The following is a 15067-nucleotide window of genomic DNA, read 5'->3' as shown; positions in this document are numbered from 1 at the left end:
TCGCGCCATGACCGAGGAACCCGAAGTGCTCGTCGTCGCCGACCGTGCGGCGTGGCGGGCCTGGCTCGACGCGAACGAAGACGCCTCCGACGGGGTGTGGCTGCTGCTCGTGAAGAAGGGCAAGGAGGCGGCGACGAGCCTGGCGTACGTCGAAGCGGTCGAGGAGGCCCTCTGCAGCGGATGGATCGACGGGCAGATGAAGTCGATCGACGACGCGGTCGTGCGGCAGCGCTTCACGCCGAGGCGCCGCCGCAGCATCTGGTCCCTGCGGAACGTCGACCGCGTCGAACGCCTCATCGCGGAGGGGCGGATGCGCGAGCGCGGCCACGCCGAGATCGCCCTCGCCAAGGCCGACGGCCGCTGGGACCGCGCCTACGGCGCCTCGACGCTCTCAGAGGTGCCGCCCGACCTCGCCGCCGCCCTGGCCGCCTCCCCGGCGGCGACGGAGACCTTCGGGCGCCTGAGCGGCCAGAACCGCTACGCCGTGCTGCACCGCGTCACGACCGCCGCCACCGAGCCGACCCGCGCCCGCCGCATCGAGCGGCTCGTCGGCATGCTCGCCCGCGGCGAGACGCCGTACCCGCAGTAAGGCGCCGTCCGCCCGGGCGCCCGCCCGCCCCGCGCTCGCCCGCCCGGGCGCTCGCCCGCCCCGGTGAGTGGACAGGTATGCAGGGTGCGGGGGCATCCGCACCCTGCATACTTGTCCACTCACGGCTCTGCAGGGGCGGGCGCGGGCCGGGTCAGTCGGCGGCCGGGGCGACGGGCTCGCCGAGGGAGAGCATGAGGCGGTTGGCCCAGTTGAAGAAGGCCGACGAGTGGATGACGTCGGCGACCGCCTGCTCGTCGAAGCCCGCCGCGGTGAGCGCGGCGAGGTGGCCGGCGTTCAGGCGCGGCGGGGTCGCCGCGAGCGCGGCCGCGGCGTCGATCACGGCGCGCCAGCGGGCGTCCTGTTCGCCGCCGACGCCCGTGTCGAGCAGACGCTGCACATCGTCGGGCCGCTTCGAGCGGTGGCTTGCGAAGCGCGCGTGCACCGAGGCGCAGAAGATGCAGCCGTTGACGCGGCTGGTCGCCGCGGCCGCGAGTTCGCGCTCGGCGCGGGGCAGTCCGTCGCCGGCGTTGTAGAAGACGTCCTTGTCGGTGAGCGTGCGCGCCCGCAGGATCGCCGGGTCGCGCACGAGCAGCCGGAAATAGTCGCTCTTCGCGCGGGATCGGTCGACGAGGCCTTCCCACTGCTCCTCGGTGAGCGCGTCCTCATCGGCCGGTTCGAGCCACGGCCGCCAGCCGAGCTCGTCCTGCGTGAAGGCGCGCGGCACGTCGTCAGTGTCGTAACGGAGGACGCGGGCGGCGGCGTCCGGCGCGGACGGGTGGGCGGTGCCCGTGGTGATGGCGGTGTCGGTCATGCGGCCTCCTCGGCGGCGAGCAGTCGGAGCCCGGCGACGACGCGCAGCTGGAACGCGAGGAACGACACGAGCTGGGAGAGGGTGACGATGCCGTCGGTGCTCCATCCGGCGGCGGCGAGCGCGGCGAGCGCCTCGGGCGAGGACTCGCGGGGGCGGAACACGAGCAGATGCGCGTGTTCGAGGGCTGCGGCCAGGCGCGGCCCGAGGGCTTCGACGGCCGTCGCGTCGAGGGCGAAGCGGATGCCGGGTTCGCTCTCGGCGGCGAGCGGCCCGGCGGGGTGGTCGCCGTACGGCCCCGTGGTGCGCGCCTCGGCGGCGAGCGCCGCGATGCGGGCGGCGAGCGCGGCATCCAGCGGCTCCGCATAGTGCCGGGCGGCGGTCTCGTCGGTGTGCAGGGAGGCGACGAACGCGGCGACGGCGAACCGCTCGTCGCGGGTGACGGTGCCGTGTGCGCCCGGGCCGAACAGCGCCTCGTACGAGGCCTCGGCCTGTTCGCGGGTGACGGGGCGGTGCCGCCGGAGTGCGTCGAGCCGGTCGCCCGGGCGGATGCCGGCGAGGCGGTCGATGACGTCGGTCATAGCGAGGTCCTTTCGAGGGTTCGGGTGGATGCCGGGTCGGCGCCCGCGACCGCCCACCCGAGCGCCGGCGCGACCTCGCTCGCGATGAGCTCGATCGAGCGCAGCACGAGTTCGTGCGGCGGGTCGACCGAGTGCACCTGGAATGCGACCTCGGTTGCGGAGCTGGCGACGGTGTCGCGCGAGAGGGACTCGATGACGTCCTCGGGGGTGCCGACGTGGGTGTCGAAGGCGGCGATGAGGTCATCGAGCGAGTCGCCGGCGGGCAGCTGGCCCATGCGGGCGAAGGATGCGGCGGCGCGGCGCAGCCCGCGTTCGGCGAAGCGGCGCGCCTCGTCGCGGTCGTCGGCGACGAAGAGGGTGCGCGAGGCGAGCACCCGCGGCGGCACACCGCCGGGCAGGGCTTCGAGATAGGCGTCGACCACGGGTTGCTGCACCTCGGAGAGGGGCCGGCCCACGGCATCCGCACCCCGCGGCTGCGTGCGGGAGAGCATGAGACCGTGGCCGGCCTGCCCGGCGCGCGTGCCGCCGAACGGCGAGAACGTGGCCTGCCAGATGCGGCCGAGCAGGCCGCGGCCCGGCGGGTGCAGGCGGTTCGCGTCGTCGCCGAGGGTTCCGCCGGCGAGCGCGGCGACGAGTTCGTCGGTCTTCCGCCCGAAGACGGGGCCGCGGTCGGCGTGCTCCTGCCCGAAGGCGCGGAACGAGGCGGGGGTGGATCCGGACCCGAGCCCGAGCTCGACGCGTCCGCCCGAGAGGAGGTCGAGCACGACGGCGTCCTCGGCGACCCGCACCGGGTCTTCGAGGGGCAGCGTCACGACGCCGGTGCCGAGGCGGATCGCCGTGGTGCGGGCGGCGGCCGCGGCCAGCAGCACGAACGGCGACGGCAGCCCGCCCTCGGCCTCGTGGAAGTGGTGCTGCGCCACCCAGGCCGAGGCGAACCCGTGCCGTTCGGCGTGCACGATCTGCTCGAGGGCGATGCGGTAGCGCTCGGCGGGCGGGGCGTCGTCGAGCAGGCGGGTGAAGAATCCGATGCGGGTCATGCGGTGGCCTTCCTCCCGGGCACGGCGTCGAGCAGTTCCCGGGTGTAGTCGTGGTGCGGATCGGAGAAGACCTGCTCGGTCGTCCCCGATTCCACGATCGCACCGCGTCGCATGACCGACACCGTGTGGCTCAGGCGTCTGACGACGGCGAGATCGTGGGAGATGAAGAGGTAGCTGAGGCCGAGCTCGTCTTGCAGGCCCTCGAGGAGTTCGAGGATGCGGGCCTGCACGGTCACGTCGAGGGCCGAGACGGCTTCGTCGAGGACGACGATCTCGGGGTCGATCGCGAGCGCGCGGGCGATGGCGACGCGCTGACGCTGCCCGCCGGAGAGTTCCCGCGGATGCCGGCCGAGCAGCGCGGCCGGCAGGGCGACCCTGTCGACGAGGCGGGCCGCGGCATCCCGCCGCGAGGCCCGGTCTCCGACGGCGAAGTTCACGAGGGGTTCGGCGACGATCTGCGCGACCGTCTGCCGGGGGTCGAGCGAGGCGAACGGGTTCTGGTAAACGAGCTGCACGCGGCGGCGGAAGGCCCGCCTGGCGGCCCCGGCGAGGGCGGTCACGTCGTCGCCGGCGAGGAGGACGCGGCCGGCATCCGCCGCCTGGAAGCGGGTGATGATGCGCGCCGTCGTCGTCTTGCCCGACCCCGACTCGCCCACGAGGGCGTGCGTGGTGCCGCGGCGCAGCTCGAAGGAGACGTCGTCGACCGCGCGGAACGGCTCGCCGCGCCCGCGCCCGCCGAAGACCTTCACGAGCCCCTCGACGGCGAGCGCCGGCGGTTCCGGGGCCGCCGACGCATCCCGCAGGTACAGCGGCGCAGGCACCGGGCGGAACGGCACGTCGGCCAGGCCCGGAGCATCCGCGAGCAGCTGCCCGGTATACGGGTCGGCCGGCCCGTCGAGCACGAGACCCGCCGGCCCCTCCTCGACGATGCGGCCGGCGCGCATGACGGCGATGCGATCGGCGCGTTCGGCGGCGACCCCGAGGTCGTGGGTGACGAAGAGGACGGCGGTGCCGTGCTCGGCGCGCAGTTCGTCGACGAGGTCGAGGATGCGGCGCTGCACGGTCACATCGAGGGCGCTCGTCGGTTCGTCGGCGATGATGAGCTCGGGGGCGAGCGCGACCGCCCCGGCGATGAGGACCCGCTGCCGCATGCCCCCGGACAGCTCGTGCGGGTACTGGCGGGCGCGCAGGGCCGGGTCGTCGATGCCGACGCGCTCCAGCAGTTCGAGGACCCGACGTCGGGCGGCGGGCCGGTCGGCGGCGCGGTGGATGCGCAGCACGTCGGCCAGTTGCGCGCCGATCGGGCGCACGGGGTTCAGCGACGACACCGGATCCTGCGGGATGTAGCCGATGCGTCGGCCGCGCACGGCCCGCAGGCGCCGCTCCGACCAGCCGGCGAGGTCGGTGCCGTTCAGGCGGATCTGCCCGGCATCCACCCGCCCGCCCTCCGGCAGGAGGCCGATGACGGCCGAGGCCGTCGTCGTCTTGCCCGACCCCGATTCGCCGACGAGGGCGACGACCTCCCCGGCATCCACCGCGACCGACACCCCGTGCACGACGGGCAGCCGCCCGCCGCCCCGTGCCGCGTACGAGACGGCGAGGCCGTCGAGTTCCAGCAGCGCGCTCATCGCCATCCCCTCCCGATCGACTGGCTGATGCGGTTCGCCGCGAGCACGACCGCGACGACGACGAGCCCGGGCAAGAGCGTCAGCCACCAGCTCGTGGCGATGTAGTTGCGCCCCTCCGAGATGAGCAGGCCCCACTCGGGCGTCGGCGGCGGTGCCCCGTAGCCGAGGAAGCCGAGGGTCGAGATCGCGAGGATCGCGCTGCCGAACTGCAGGGCGGCGAGCCCGATGACGGCGGTCAGCGAGTTCGGCAGCACATGCCGGGCGAGCACGGTGAGCACCCGCCCGCCCGAGCCGAACGCGGCCTCGACGTAGTCGCTCCGCCGCACCCGCACGACCTCGGAGCGGGTGAGCCGGGCGAAGGAGGCGATGGATCCGATGCCGACGGCGATCGCCGCGTTCACGGTGCCGAAGCCGAGCAGGATGATGATCGACAGCGCCAGCAGCAGGCCGGGGATCGCCAGCAGCACGTCGACGAGGCGCATGAGCACGTCGTCCGCCCAGCCGCCGACGGCGCCGGCGACGACGCCGATGACGACCCCGCCGGCCAGGCCCACGGTGACGGCGACGAACGCGCCCGACAGGGAGTGCACGGCGCCGTGCACGACGCGCGCCCACAGGTCGCGGCCGAGCGCATCGGTGCCGAAGGGGTGGAACGTACCGAACGGGTGGTGGATGCCGGGGGCCTGCAGCTTCTCGGCCGGCACGCCCGCGATGGGGTTCTCTCCCGTGAAGAGACCGGGCGCCAGCGCCCACAGCAGGGCGAGGGCGATGACGAGCCAGGCCAGCAGCAGGCCGGGGCGGATGCCGCGGGCGGCGGCGCGAGCGCGGGCGCCGCGCCGGTCACCGCCCGGCCCGCCGGTTCGCCCGTGCGACGGGGCCGGCTCCCCCGATGCCTCGCCCGGCCGGGTCTCGACGCTCGTCGCGCCGTCGGTCAGGGTCGTCATGCCGCAACCGCCTTCCTCGTGAGCCTGGGGTCGATGAGCGGCGCGACGAGATCCACCGCGAGGCTCACGACGACGAACACGACCGCCGCGAGCACGACGACCGCCTGCAGCACCGGCACGTCCTGGTTCGACACCGCCTGTTCGGTGAGGCGGCCGATGCCGGCCCGGCCGAAGACGGTCTCGGTGACGACGGCGCCGCCGATGAGCTCGCCGACGAGCACGCCCGAGATCGTGAGCGCGGGCAGTGCCGCATTGCGGGCGACGTCTCGGACGAGCACCCGTGCGGGCCCGGCGCCCTTGGCGCGGGCGACGGCGACGAACGGCGACAGCGAGGCCTCGTCGATCGCCCGCACGAGCACCTGGGCGATGGGCGCCGCGATCGGCACGGCCAGCGTCAGCACGGGCAGCACGAGCGCCTCCGGCCCGCTCGCGCCGATGAGGGGCACGAGCTTCAGCTGGAACGAGAACACCTGGATGAGCACGATCCCGAGCCAGAACACCGGCACCGACACGAACAGCCCCGGCAGCGCCCGGATCGCCTGCCCGAGCCACGCGAACGGCGCGAGCGTCGACAGGAACGCGATGGCGACCGCGAGCACGACGGCGGCCGCGAAGCCGAGGCCTGCGAGCAGCGCGGTGCCGGGCAGGGCCTCGCCGATGAGCTCGTGCACGGCCGTGCCGTACTGGATCGAGTACCCGAAGTCGCCGGCGAGGAAGCCTGCGAGGGTGTGCAGGAACTGTTCGATCGGCGTGCTGTCGGCCCCGTATGCGGCGCGGATCTCGGCGATCTGCGCGGCCGACAGCCCGAGCTCGGGGTTCTCGAACTTGATGAGGATCGCATCCCCCGGCAGGGCCTGCATGAGCACGAACGCGCCGGTGAACGCGGCCGCGAGCACGACGACGGCCTGCAGGGCGCGCCTCACCAGGAACGGCACGGGCTCACTCCTTCCAGGTGTCGTAGAAGAGCGGGCGGGCGACGGCTTCGGTGCGGAAGCCGTGCACGGTCGGCGATGCACCGTAGACCTGCGGCTCCTCGAACAGCGGGATGACGTAGGCCTGGGCGACGAGATAGTCCTGCACGGCGGCGGATGCGGCGTCGCGGGCGGCGGGGTCGGCTTCGCTCGCGACGGCCTCGAGCAGCCCGTCGAGCTTCGCGTCCTCGGAGAGCAGCGTGTCGCGGTTCTCGGTGTGGTACTGGCTCTTGATGACGTCGTGGTCGGCGCGACCCACCATCGAGTGGTAGAGCGGCGTCTTCAGCGGGTCGAGGATGTCGGCGGCGTAGCTGCCGGCGTCGGCGGGCTTGACCTTCAGTTCGACGCCGACCTTCGCGAGCTGCTGGCTGACGAGTTCGAGGGTCTGCTTCGACAGCGGCTGCGGGGCGGCCTCGTAGACGGTGAGGGAGAGGCGCTGCCCGTCCTTCTCGCGCACCCCGTCGGCTCCGGGCGTCCAGCCGGCCTCGTCGAGGAGGGATTCGGCGTGCTCGGGGTCGAAGGCGAGCGCGTCGGACTCGTCGACGTAGCCGGCGGCGGTGGATGCCAGCGGCGAGGTCGCGACCGGGTAGTTCTCGGTGAAGATCGTGTCGACGACCTCCTGCGCGTCGACGGCGGCGACGAGCGCCTGTCGCACCTTCACATCCGCGAGCAGCGGGTTCGCAGCGCGCAGGCCGATGGAGTTGTTCACCCCTCGGGTGGGTTCGGCGATGACCTGGAACCCGGCATCCGCCACCTGCTGCTCGTCGAAGGCCTGCACGTAGCGGGCGACGTCGGCCTGCCCGGCCAGCAGGGATCCGATGCGCACGCTGTCCTCGGGGGTGACGACGAGGTCGATGCCGTCGAGGTAGGCCCGGCCCTGGTGCTCGAACGAGGGCGGCGCCCAGTCGTAGTCCTCGCGGGCTTCGAGGTGCAGGCGCTGCCCGATCTCCTCCTCGGTGATCGTGAACGGGCCCGAGCCGACGATCTCGGTCGCGTTGCCGGCGCCCCAGTCCTCGAGCTTGCGGTCCAGGGTCTCGGGCGAGACGAGGCCGGAGTTGATCGTCGCGGTCGCCTGCAGGAAGCCGGGCGCCGGCGCGTCGAAGCGGAACACGACCGTGTCGTCGTCGACGACCTCGCTGCCGGCGTAGTTGTTGATCGCCTCGGAGACGGTGAGGCCGAGCTCGGGGTTGCCGAGGCCGTAGGTGTCGAAGTTCTTCGCGACGGCGGCGGCGTCGAGCGGGGTGCCGTCGGCGAAGACGACGTCGTCGCGGAGGTCGAAGGTGTACTCGGTGGCGTCCTCGTTCACGGTCCATTCGGTGGCGACCCACGGCTGGATCTCGAGCGATTCCGGGTCCTGCCAGGTGAGGCGGGCGGTGATGTTGTTCACGATGCCGCCGTTCGGGTAGAAGCCGGCCTGCGGCGGGTAGAGCGTCGTGTGCGCCTGGTGCTCGAGGTAGACGAGGGTGCCGCCGGCGACGGGTTCGCCGTCGCTCGACGTTCCTGCGGCGTCGGCCGCGGCGCAGGAGGCGAGCAGGGCGGCGGCGGCCAGGGCTGCGGCCGCGGCGGCCGGGATTCGGATGGCGGTCATTTCACGTCGCTTTCGCTCAGGTGGGCGGGTTCGGGGGTGGATGCCGGGGCGCGCCCGGCCTCCGCGGCGCCGTGCGCGTGCACGTTCGCCGGCCGCGCGAGGCCGAGGTGGCCGCGCAGCGTGTCGGTCTCGTACGCGCGCGGGAACACCCCGCGGCGCTGCAGTTCGGGCACGACGCCGAGGGCGAAGGCCTCGAACTGCGCGGGCTGCACGGCCGAGAGCACGTTGAAGCCGTCGACGGCACCGGCATCCGCCCACGCCTCGAACTCGTCGGCGATGTCGGTCGCGGTGCCGACGATCATCGACGCGGGCACGGCCTGCTGCACGACGAGGTGGCGGATGCGCGGCGGGTTCGGCCCGCCGGGGCGGCGGCCGGTGCGTGCGGCGACGAGTTCGATGAGCGCCTGCCCGGCGGCGCCGAAGTCGGCGGCGAGGCGCGGGGAGATCTCGCGATCGGGGCCGAGGCCGTCGAGTTCGAGTTCGACGAGTTGCGAGAGGGTACGGATGCTTCGGGCCTCGGGGAAGCCGCGCGGCGGCCCGCCGGCCCAGTCCTCGGCGACCGGCAGCAGTTCGGCGAGCCGGTCGGCGATGCCCTGCGCCTCGGCGAGGGTGTCGCCGATGATGGGCAGCACGGGGGCGATGACCTTCAGCTCCCGGTCGTCGCGGCCCGATTCGAAGGCGAGCGAGCGCAGTTCTTCGCGCACGGCGAGGGCGTGGTCGAGTCCGCCGACGGCGACGAGCGCGAGGTCGGCCGACTGCGCGGCGAACAGCCGGGATCGCGGCGAGGTGCCGGCGTGCACGATCGGCAGGTGCCCCTGCGGCGGGCGGGCGACGTTCAGCGGCCCCGTCACCGAGACGTGCGCGCCGTGGAAGTCGGTCGTGTGCAGTTTCGCCTCGTCGAGGAACACGCCCGTTTCGGCGTCGGCGACGATCGCGTCGTCGTCGAAGGAGTCCCAGAGGCGCCGGAGGGCGATCTCGAACTCGACCGCCCGGTCGTAGCGGGACTCGTTGGCGGCATGGAAGTCGAGGCCGTGGTTGCCGGCCGCGCGCGGCTCCGCGCCGGTGACGAGGTTCAGGCCGGCCCGGCCGCCGGAGAGGATGTCGACGGATGCCGTGGCCCGCGCGAGCGTGTACGGGTCGGCGTAGGTGGTGTTCGCCGTCGCGATGAGGCCGATCCGCTCGGTGACCCCGGCGAGGAAGGTGATCGCGCTCAGCGGGTCGATCCGCGCCACGAGATACGGGTCGCGGTACTCGAGGTCCTTGCCCGTGGCGAGCCAGTCGCCGAAGAACAGGTAGTCGAGCCGGGCGGCCTCGGCGAGCGCTGCCGTCCGCTTCAGCAGCGCGGCATCCCCGAGCGGATGCCGGTGCGCGCCCGGGAACCGCCAGCCCGACGGGTAGGCGCCGACGGCGCGGACCATGGCGCCGAGGATGAGGCGGCTCATGCGAGGCTCCCGGCGGGGATGCCGCTGAGGCCGGCCCGCACGAGCGGGATGCCGCGTGCCACGGCCTGCGACACGCGCTCCTCCAGGGCCGGGTCGACGATGCGGCCGCCGTCGAAGTCGGTGTCGCGGGCGTACACCCCGAGCGGCAGCGTCACCGCCTGGAAGAAGGAGAACAGCGGGCGGAACTGGTGCTCGAGGCTCAGCGCGTGCCGTTCGCTGCCGCCGGTCGCGGCCAGCAGCACGGGCGTGTCGATGAGGGCGTACTGGCCGACGAAGTCGAAGAAGTGCTTGAACAGGCCCGTGAAGCTCGCCCGGTAGACGGGGCTCGCGGCGACGACCAGGTCGGCGCGTTCGACGCGTTGCAGCGCCTGCTCGACCTCGGGGGCCAGGCCCTCGCGGGTGAGCGCGCCGGCGAAGCCGCCGCCGATGCCCGACAGTTCGATGAGCTCGGTCTCGACGGCGAGGTCGGCCGTCTCGAGGGCGAGGGCGAATCGATCCAGGATGCCGGCGGCGAGCGCGCTCGTGCGGGACGGCGTATGCAGGCTGCCTGAGACGGCGACGATCGTGACGGGATTCGACATGTTCCGAAGCTGGCACGGCCTGCACCGGCGCGCCACGAGCCCGGACACAGAGGGCAACCGGCCGTAAGAGCGCGTAACGGCGCGTCACGCACGGGCGGTCGGCTAGGCTCGGGCCGGGGTCGGCCGGGTGCGCGGGGCCGCGGCATCCACCCGGATGCGCGGGCGTCCCGGCATCCACTCGCGGAAGGAGCCGAGATGCCGCTCGTGGACAACGGCGTGTACGTCGACGGCCGTCGCGTCGCCACCCCGACGAGCCTCGACGACACCTACGAGACCCTGCACGAGCACGAGGGCGGGCTCGCCTGGATCGGCCTGTACCGGCCGAGCGATGCCGAGATCGCCTCGGTCGCCGACGAGTTCGGGCTGCACGGCCTCGCCGTCGAGGACGCCCTGACCGGCCACCAGCGGGCGAAGCTCGAACGCTACGGCGACACCCTGTTCGCGGTGCTGCGCCCCGCCCGCTACCTCGACGAACCCGAGGAGGTCGAGTTCGGCGAACTGCATGTGTTCGTCGGCCCCGACTTCGTCGTCACCGTCCGGCATGCGGAGTCGCCGGACCTCTCGAAGGTGCGCCGCCGCATGGAGGGCAACCCCGAGCTCCTCGGCAAGGGCCCCGAGGCGGTGCTGTACGCCCTGCTCGACGAGGTCGTCGACGAGTACGCGCCCGTCGTCGCCGGCCTCGAGAACGACATCGACGAGATCGAGGATCAGCTCTTCGGCGACGCCGACGACGAGGCCCTCGCCCGCCGCATCTACGACCTCTCCCGCGAGGTCATCGAGTTCCAGCGGGCCGTGCACCCGCTGCGGGCGATGCTGGAGGCCCTGCAGCGGGGCTCGGCGAAGTACCGGGTCGACGTCGAGCTGCAGCGGGCCCTGCGCGACGTCCACGACCACGCGATCCGCATCGACGAGCGCGCCGACGCGTTCCGCACCCTGCTCGACAACGCCCTCACCGTGCACTCGGCGATCGTGACGCGACGGCAGACCGAGACGCAGCTGGTGCAGAACGAAGAGGTCAAGAAGATCTCCTCGTGGGCGGCGATCATCTTCGCGCCGGGCCTCGTCACGGGCATCTACGGCATGAATTTCGACCACATGCCCGAGCTGCACTGGCTGTGGGGCTACCCCTTCGCGCTCGTGCTCATGTTCGGCTTCGCCGGCGCCCTGTACCTCGTCTTCAAGTCCCGCAAATGGCTATGAGCGGGGTGGATGCCGGGGGCACACTGGAAGGGTGAGCGCCTGGGTGCTCGCCGTCGCCTCCGAGGCGGTCATGTCGACGCTGAAGGCGAGCCCGGGCGCCGTCGTGCAGGTGCTCGGCTGGGACGAGGCGTTCATCGGCGTCGACGCCGACGACCCGGAGGGCTGCGCCCGCCGCCTGCAACGGGCCGTGCTCGAGCGCACCGGGCTGCACGCGAGCGTCGGCATCGGCGACACCCTCGTGCGCGCGAAGGTCGCCACCGGCTTCGGCAAACCGCGCGGCGTGTTCCGGCTGACCGAGGCGAACTGGGCCGAGGAGATGGGGCCGCGGCCGGTGATCGAGCTGTGGGGTGTCGGCTCCCGCGTCTCGAAACGGCTCGCGGGCCTCGGCATCGCCTCCGTCGCGGAGCTCGCCGACGCGGACTCCGACGCGCTCGTCGCCGAACGCATCGAGCCGGGCCGGCCGATCCGCCTCCTCGGCCTCCGCGCCGAGATGCCCATGCCGGACGACGCCCGCGAGTCCCGCACCCCCACCCGCGGAGGGTGGTGAGCCCGGGCGTGCCGCAGCACTCCGGGCGCGGCGCGCCATAGCCGGGGCGGGTACATTGGTATGCCTCCCCGACCCGATTGGAACCCGCATGATGTCCCCCCACCATCAGCCGCCCGAATCCAGCCGATCCGAATCCGTGCGGGGGTGATGCGGTGGATACCGACGCGCTGAAGCGCACGTGGGCGGCCGCCGAACAGCTCGGCGACGAGGTCCCCCTCTTCTTCTACTCGCACCTGTTCTACACGCACCCCGAAGTGCGCTCGATGTTCCCCGTGTCGATGGCGACGCAGCGCGACCGTCTCGTCGGCGCCCTCGGCCGCATCGTCTCCAACGTCGACGACCTCGACAACGTGACCGAGTTCATCGCACAGCTCGGCCGCGACCACCGCCGCTTCAAAGTCGTCGCCGGCCACTACGACGCGGTGGGCATGTCGCTGCTGGCGACGCTCAAACACTTCCTCGGCGACGCTTGGACCGACGACCTCGCCGGCGACTGGGCGGCCGCCTACGGCGTCATCGCGACCGCGATGGTGCAGGCGGCCGAGGCATCCGAGATGGAGAGCCCGGCCTACTGGGACGGGCACGTGCTCTCGGTCGAACGCCGCAGCATGGACGTCGCCGTCGTGCAGCTGCGCCCCGAACCCGAACTGCCCTTCGAACCCGGCCAGTCCTTCGCCGTCGAGACCCCGCAGGTGCCGCGCCTGTGGCGCTACTTCAGCGCCGCCAACGCACCCCGGCCCGACGGCACCATCGAGCTGCACGTGCAGCTCGTGCCCGGCGGCCAGGTCTCCAGCGCCATCGTGCGGCTGCTGAAGGCCGGCGACGTGCTGCACCTCGGTGCCGCGGTCGGCCAGGAGCTGACCCTGAACGAAGAGGAACGCCGCCGCGACCTGCTCATGGTCTCGGGCGGCACCGGCCTCGCCCCGCTCCGCTCGCACCTCGAGCGCATCGACCAGCTCTGGCAGACGACGGGCGACGCCCCCCGCGTGCAGCTCTTCCACGGCGCCCGCGTGCCGTGGAACCTGTACGAGCGGCGCCTGCTGCAGAGCCTCGCCGGCCGGCCCTGGTTCACGTACACGCCCGTGATCTCGGACGACCGCACCTACCCCGGCCGCAAGGGATACGTCGGCGACGTCGCGGCGGCCGAGGGCATCCGCCCCGGCGTGCTCGCGATGGTCAGCGGCGGCCCCACCATGGTCGGCCACACCCTGACCCGGCTCCGCGAGGCCGGCATCGAAGACGCCGACCTCAAGTTCGAGCAGTTCGCCACGTTCGACGCCGGCGACCGCCCCGCCCCCGCCAACGACCCGCAGCCAGTCGCTGCAGAGCAGATGGGAAGTGCCCGATGACCCCGGACGATCTGCCCCCGTTCCCCGATTCGACCCAGGAGAAGAGCCTCGCCGGCGCAGTCTCGCGGCTGCCGCAGACCGGCACCTCGTTCAGCCTCCGCCATATGGGCGGCGGATACGACCGAAACGAGGTCGACGCCTTCCTCGCCGAGCTCACCCGCACGGTCGCCGACGTGCGCGCCGCCCTCGAGGAGGACCGCCGCGAACTGACCGCGCTGCGCGCCGAGAACACCCGCCTGCAGGCCGCCGCCGACGCCGGCGCCGACCTCGAGCAGGAGGTGACCCTCGGCGCCGTCGGCCTGCTCTCGCAGGCGCAGTCGATCGCCGACAAGGCCGTCGCCGACGCCGAGCAGTACGCCCGCGACCTCGTCATCGCCGCCCGCACCCAGTACCGCGAGGCGCAGGAGCAGGCCGCCGAGGAGGCGGCCGCGGCCGGTGTCGCAGCGCCCGCCCCCGTGACGCAGACCCCGCCTCCGGCGATGCCCGAGATCGACTACGTGCGCACCTACGCGCAGGTCGCGCAGATCCAGCTGCGTTCGGTGCTCGACGCCCTCACGGAGCAGGTCGACCGCCTCGGCACGCTGCCGCAGGCCGGCGATGCCGCCGGGGCGCCCGCCGACGACGGCGCCGCACCCGAGCCCTCCCCCGAGGACGCGTTCCCCGACGAGGAGCCGAACTGGCTGCCGGCCATCCCGCCGCAGCCGACCATCCAGCGTCAGAGCTACATCAGCCCCACGCGGTGAATCGCGACGGGGGGCGCCGGCCGCGGCCGGCGCCCCCCGTCGTTACTTCGTCTGGTTCGGGTGATGGGTATGCACCTGTTCGAGGTAGACGACGTTCCCATCGACGTAGAACCAGATCCGTGCATCACCGCGCAAGGTCGGCTTGTGCTGCCAGCGATCGAACTCCTTGCCGCCCCGCGACACCCGCTGCAGTGCACCCTTCAGCGGGTAGTTCGTCGGCGTACGTTCCAGCGGCGTTCGTGTCAGAAAGTCCCATGCATCGGCCAGCGGGCCGAGCACTGTTGCACGAAGATCCATCCAGCCTCGTTGCGCCGACACCGAGGCGAAACGGATCTCGTACTCGCTTTTCTTCGTCGGCCGATCGACCCGTGCCGCTTTCGCCATGGCTTACGGGCGCTCCACTCGCTCTGCGTCGTCGAGCCAATCAACCGGCGTGAATCCGAGGCCTGCCGCAACGGCGCTCGCCGTCTCCTGCCAGGCGATCAGCTCGGATGCCGCCAGGTGCGCTTGCCCCGTCGCGAACGACGCCCGTGCCGCATCGACGAGTTCGCGAGCGCAGTTCGCGCGATCCGCCGGGCTGAGCGCGAGCATCCACGGGAAGCGGTCGGCCATGCGGTCGGCGAGGCTGCCTCGGTCATCGGTCGTGACCGCGATGAGCTGGGCGGCGAGCTGGAGCAGTTGCTCTCGGGCATCGGCCTCCCGCTTGGACATCAATACGAGATCTTCTCCGTCGCGACGGGTCACAGCGACGGGGTGATCCTCGGCGGCCTCGAACACCCGTGGGGCATTGCGGCTGAGATCGGAAGAGTTGAACGATCTCGATGAGAGAGTTGCGGCGGACATGCCGCCAGTCTAATTCAGAACTACATCTGAAGTACAGGCTGCTGCGCGGCAGCGGCTCAGGCGCGGAGGCGCCCGGGCATCCACACCCGTACGACGAGCCAGACGCCGGCGATGATCGTGACGACCCCGAGGGGCACGTGCAGCGCGGTGATGCCGCGGAAGCCGGCGAACGGACCATTCACACCCGGCCGGAAGGGGCACGTGAGCGCCGCCTGC

Annotated in this window: 16 protein-coding genes and 1 pseudogene; 5 read left to right on the top strand and 12 right to left on the bottom strand. The window is 72.8% G+C overall.

The window, feature by feature from the left end:
- Positions 1–7 precede the first annotated feature (7 nt).
- Positions 8–589, top strand: coding sequence for a YdeI/OmpD-associated family protein (locus tag G127AT_RS10025; RefSeq protein ID WP_210896499.1), 582 nt, complete (start codon positions 8–10; stop codon positions 587–589).
- Positions 590–740: 151 nt separating this feature from the next.
- Here G127AT_RS10025 and G127AT_RS10020 read toward each other — a convergent pair whose 3' ends face one another.
- Genes G127AT_RS10020 through msuE form a run of 9 tightly spaced genes read right to left on the bottom strand, consistent with a single transcriptional unit; the run spans position 741 to position 10169 of the window.
- On the bottom strand, positions 741–1400 hold the full coding sequence (locus tag G127AT_RS10020) for an alkylhydroperoxidase domain protein (RefSeq protein ID WP_210896497.1): 660 nt from the start codon (positions 1398–1400) through the stop codon (positions 741–743).
- Positions 1397–1978 carry a CMD domain protein gene (locus tag G127AT_RS10015; protein WP_210896495.1) on the bottom strand — a complete coding sequence of 194 codons (582 nt, stop codon included), beginning with the start codon at positions 1976–1978 and terminating at the stop codon, positions 1397–1399. The genes G127AT_RS10020 and G127AT_RS10015 overlap by 4 nt, the downstream gene beginning before the upstream one ends.
- Positions 1975–3015, bottom strand: a complete 1041-nt coding sequence (locus G127AT_RS10010) for a putative FMN-dependent luciferase-like monooxygenase (protein WP_210896493.1) — start codon at positions 3013–3015, stop codon at positions 1975–1977. Before G127AT_RS10010 ends, G127AT_RS10015 begins: the two co-directional genes overlap by 4 nt.
- A complete protein-coding gene (locus G127AT_RS10005; RefSeq protein WP_210896491.1) occupies positions 3012–4649 on the bottom strand; it encodes a dipeptide ABC transporter ATP-binding protein in 1638 nt (545 codons plus the stop codon). The genes G127AT_RS10010 and G127AT_RS10005 overlap by 4 nt, the downstream gene beginning before the upstream one ends.
- The gene (locus G127AT_RS10000) at positions 4640–5587 is read right to left on the bottom strand and encodes an ABC transporter permease (protein ID WP_210896489.1); all 948 of its coding nucleotides are present in this window, start codon (positions 5585–5587) and stop codon (positions 4640–4642) included. The genes G127AT_RS10005 and G127AT_RS10000 overlap by 10 nt, the downstream gene beginning before the upstream one ends.
- Positions 5584–6522 (bottom strand): ABC transporter permease, encoded by a 939-nt coding sequence (locus G127AT_RS09995; protein ID WP_210896487.1) that lies wholly within the window; start codon positions 6520–6522, stop codon positions 5584–5586. The genes G127AT_RS10000 and G127AT_RS09995 overlap by 4 nt, the downstream gene beginning before the upstream one ends.
- Positions 6523–6526: 4 nt before the next feature.
- Positions 6527–8146 carry a TIGR04028 family ABC transporter substrate-binding protein gene (locus G127AT_RS09990; protein WP_210896485.1) on the bottom strand — a complete coding sequence of 540 codons (1620 nt, stop codon included), beginning with the start codon at positions 8144–8146 and terminating at the stop codon, positions 6527–6529.
- Positions 8143–9588 carry an NtaA/DmoA family FMN-dependent monooxygenase gene (locus G127AT_RS09985; RefSeq protein WP_210896483.1) on the bottom strand — a complete coding sequence of 482 codons (1446 nt, stop codon included), beginning with the start codon at positions 9586–9588 and terminating at the stop codon, positions 8143–8145. The genes G127AT_RS09990 and G127AT_RS09985 overlap by 4 nt, the downstream gene beginning before the upstream one ends.
- A complete protein-coding gene (gene msuE, locus G127AT_RS09980; RefSeq protein WP_210896481.1) occupies positions 9585–10169 on the bottom strand; it encodes an FMN reductase in 585 nt (194 codons plus the stop codon). Before msuE ends, G127AT_RS09985 begins: the two co-directional genes overlap by 4 nt.
- 195 nt (positions 10170–10364) lie before the next feature.
- Here msuE and G127AT_RS09975 point away from each other — a divergent pair, with 195 nt between their 5' ends.
- From G127AT_RS09975 to G127AT_RS09960, 4 genes and pseudogenes are all read left to right on the top strand, one after another.
- The gene (locus G127AT_RS09975; RefSeq protein WP_210896479.1) at positions 10365–11369 is read left to right on the top strand and encodes a magnesium and cobalt transport protein CorA; all 1005 of its coding nucleotides are present in this window, start codon (positions 10365–10367) and stop codon (positions 11367–11369) included.
- Between the two features lie 55 nt (positions 11370–11424).
- Positions 11425–11916, top strand: a pseudogene (locus G127AT_RS09970) (Y-family DNA polymerase); the annotation flags it as partial.
- A 152-nt stretch (positions 11917–12068) separates the two neighbouring features.
- The gene (locus tag G127AT_RS09965) at positions 12069–13265 is read left to right on the top strand and encodes a globin domain-containing protein (protein ID WP_210896476.1); all 1197 of its coding nucleotides are present in this window, start codon (positions 12069–12071) and stop codon (positions 13263–13265) included.
- Positions 13262–14008, top strand: a complete 747-nt coding sequence (locus G127AT_RS09960) for a DivIVA domain-containing protein (RefSeq protein ID WP_210896475.1) — start codon at positions 13262–13264, stop codon at positions 14006–14008. The genes G127AT_RS09965 and G127AT_RS09960 overlap by 4 nt, the downstream gene beginning before the upstream one ends.
- A gap of 42 nt (positions 14009–14050) precedes the next feature.
- Here the strand turns inward: G127AT_RS09960 and G127AT_RS09955 are convergent, their stop codons facing one another.
- From G127AT_RS09955 to G127AT_RS16260, 3 genes are read right to left on the bottom strand one after another with little or no spacing between them, the layout of a single operon-like run.
- On the bottom strand, positions 14051–14392 hold the full coding sequence (locus G127AT_RS09955; RefSeq protein ID WP_210896473.1) for a hypothetical protein: 342 nt from the start codon (positions 14390–14392) through the stop codon (positions 14051–14053).
- Positions 14393–14395: 3 nt separating this feature from the next.
- Entirely contained in the window at positions 14396–14851 is a 456-nt protein-coding gene (locus G127AT_RS09950; protein ID WP_210896470.1) for a prevent-host-death protein, read from the bottom strand.
- Positions 14852–14907: 56 nt separating this feature from the next.
- A complete protein-coding gene (locus tag G127AT_RS16260; RefSeq protein ID WP_280527552.1) occupies positions 14908–15033 on the bottom strand; it encodes a hypothetical protein in 126 nt (41 codons plus the stop codon).
- Between the last annotated feature and the right edge of the window lie 34 nt (positions 15034–15067).

Origin of the sequence: Agromyces archimandritae (genome assembly GCF_018024495.1) — a bacterium.
Classification (GTDB): Bacteria; Actinomycetota; Actinomycetes; order Actinomycetales; family Microbacteriaceae; genus Agromyces; species Agromyces archimandritae.
This window is presented reverse-complemented; position numbering and strand designations above follow the sequence as displayed.

What these genes read in the sequence shown, in the direction of transcription:
- G127AT_RS09950 (WP_210896470.1), bottom strand. Translation starts at nt 14,851, where the DNA reads ATGTCCGCCGCAACTCTCTCATCGAGATCGTTCAACTCTTCCGATCTC.
- G127AT_RS10010 (WP_210896493.1), bottom strand. Translation starts at nt 3,015, where the DNA reads ATGACCCGCATCGGATTCTTCACCCGCCTGCTCGACGACGCCCCGCCC.
- G127AT_RS09985 (WP_210896483.1), bottom strand. Translation starts at nt 9,588, where the DNA reads ATGAGCCGCCTCATCCTCGGCGCCATGGTCCGCGCCGTCGGCGCCTAC.
- G127AT_RS09955 (WP_210896473.1), bottom strand. Translation starts at nt 14,392, where the DNA reads ATGGCGAAAGCGGCACGGGTCGATCGGCCGACGAAGAAAAGCGAGTAC.
- G127AT_RS10025 (WP_210896499.1), top strand. Translation starts at nt 8, where the DNA reads ATGACCGAGGAACCCGAAGTGCTCGTCGTCGCCGACCGTGCGGCGTGG.
- G127AT_RS10015 (WP_210896495.1), bottom strand. Translation starts at nt 1,978, where the DNA reads ATGACCGACGTCATCGACCGCCTCGCCGGCATCCGCCCGGGCGACCGG.
- msuE (WP_210896481.1), bottom strand. Translation starts at nt 10,169, where the DNA reads ATGTCGAATCCCGTCACGATCGTCGCCGTCTCAGGCAGCCTGCATACG.
- G127AT_RS10005 (WP_210896491.1), bottom strand. Translation starts at nt 4,649, where the DNA reads ATGGCGATGAGCGCGCTGCTGGAACTCGACGGCCTCGCCGTCTCGTAC.
- G127AT_RS10020 (WP_210896497.1), bottom strand. Translation starts at nt 1,400, where the DNA reads ATGACCGACACCGCCATCACCACGGGCACCGCCCACCCGTCCGCGCCG.
- G127AT_RS09975 (WP_210896479.1), top strand. Translation starts at nt 10,365, where the DNA reads ATGCCGCTCGTGGACAACGGCGTGTACGTCGACGGCCGTCGCGTCGCC.
- G127AT_RS09960 (WP_210896475.1), top strand. Translation starts at nt 13,262, where the DNA reads ATGACCCCGGACGATCTGCCCCCGTTCCCCGATTCGACCCAGGAGAAG.
- G127AT_RS10000 (WP_210896489.1), bottom strand. Translation starts at nt 5,587, where the DNA reads ATGACGACCCTGACCGACGGCGCGACGAGCGTCGAGACCCGGCCGGGC.
- G127AT_RS09990 (WP_210896485.1), bottom strand. Translation starts at nt 8,146, where the DNA reads ATGACCGCCATCCGAATCCCGGCCGCCGCGGCCGCAGCCCTGGCCGCC.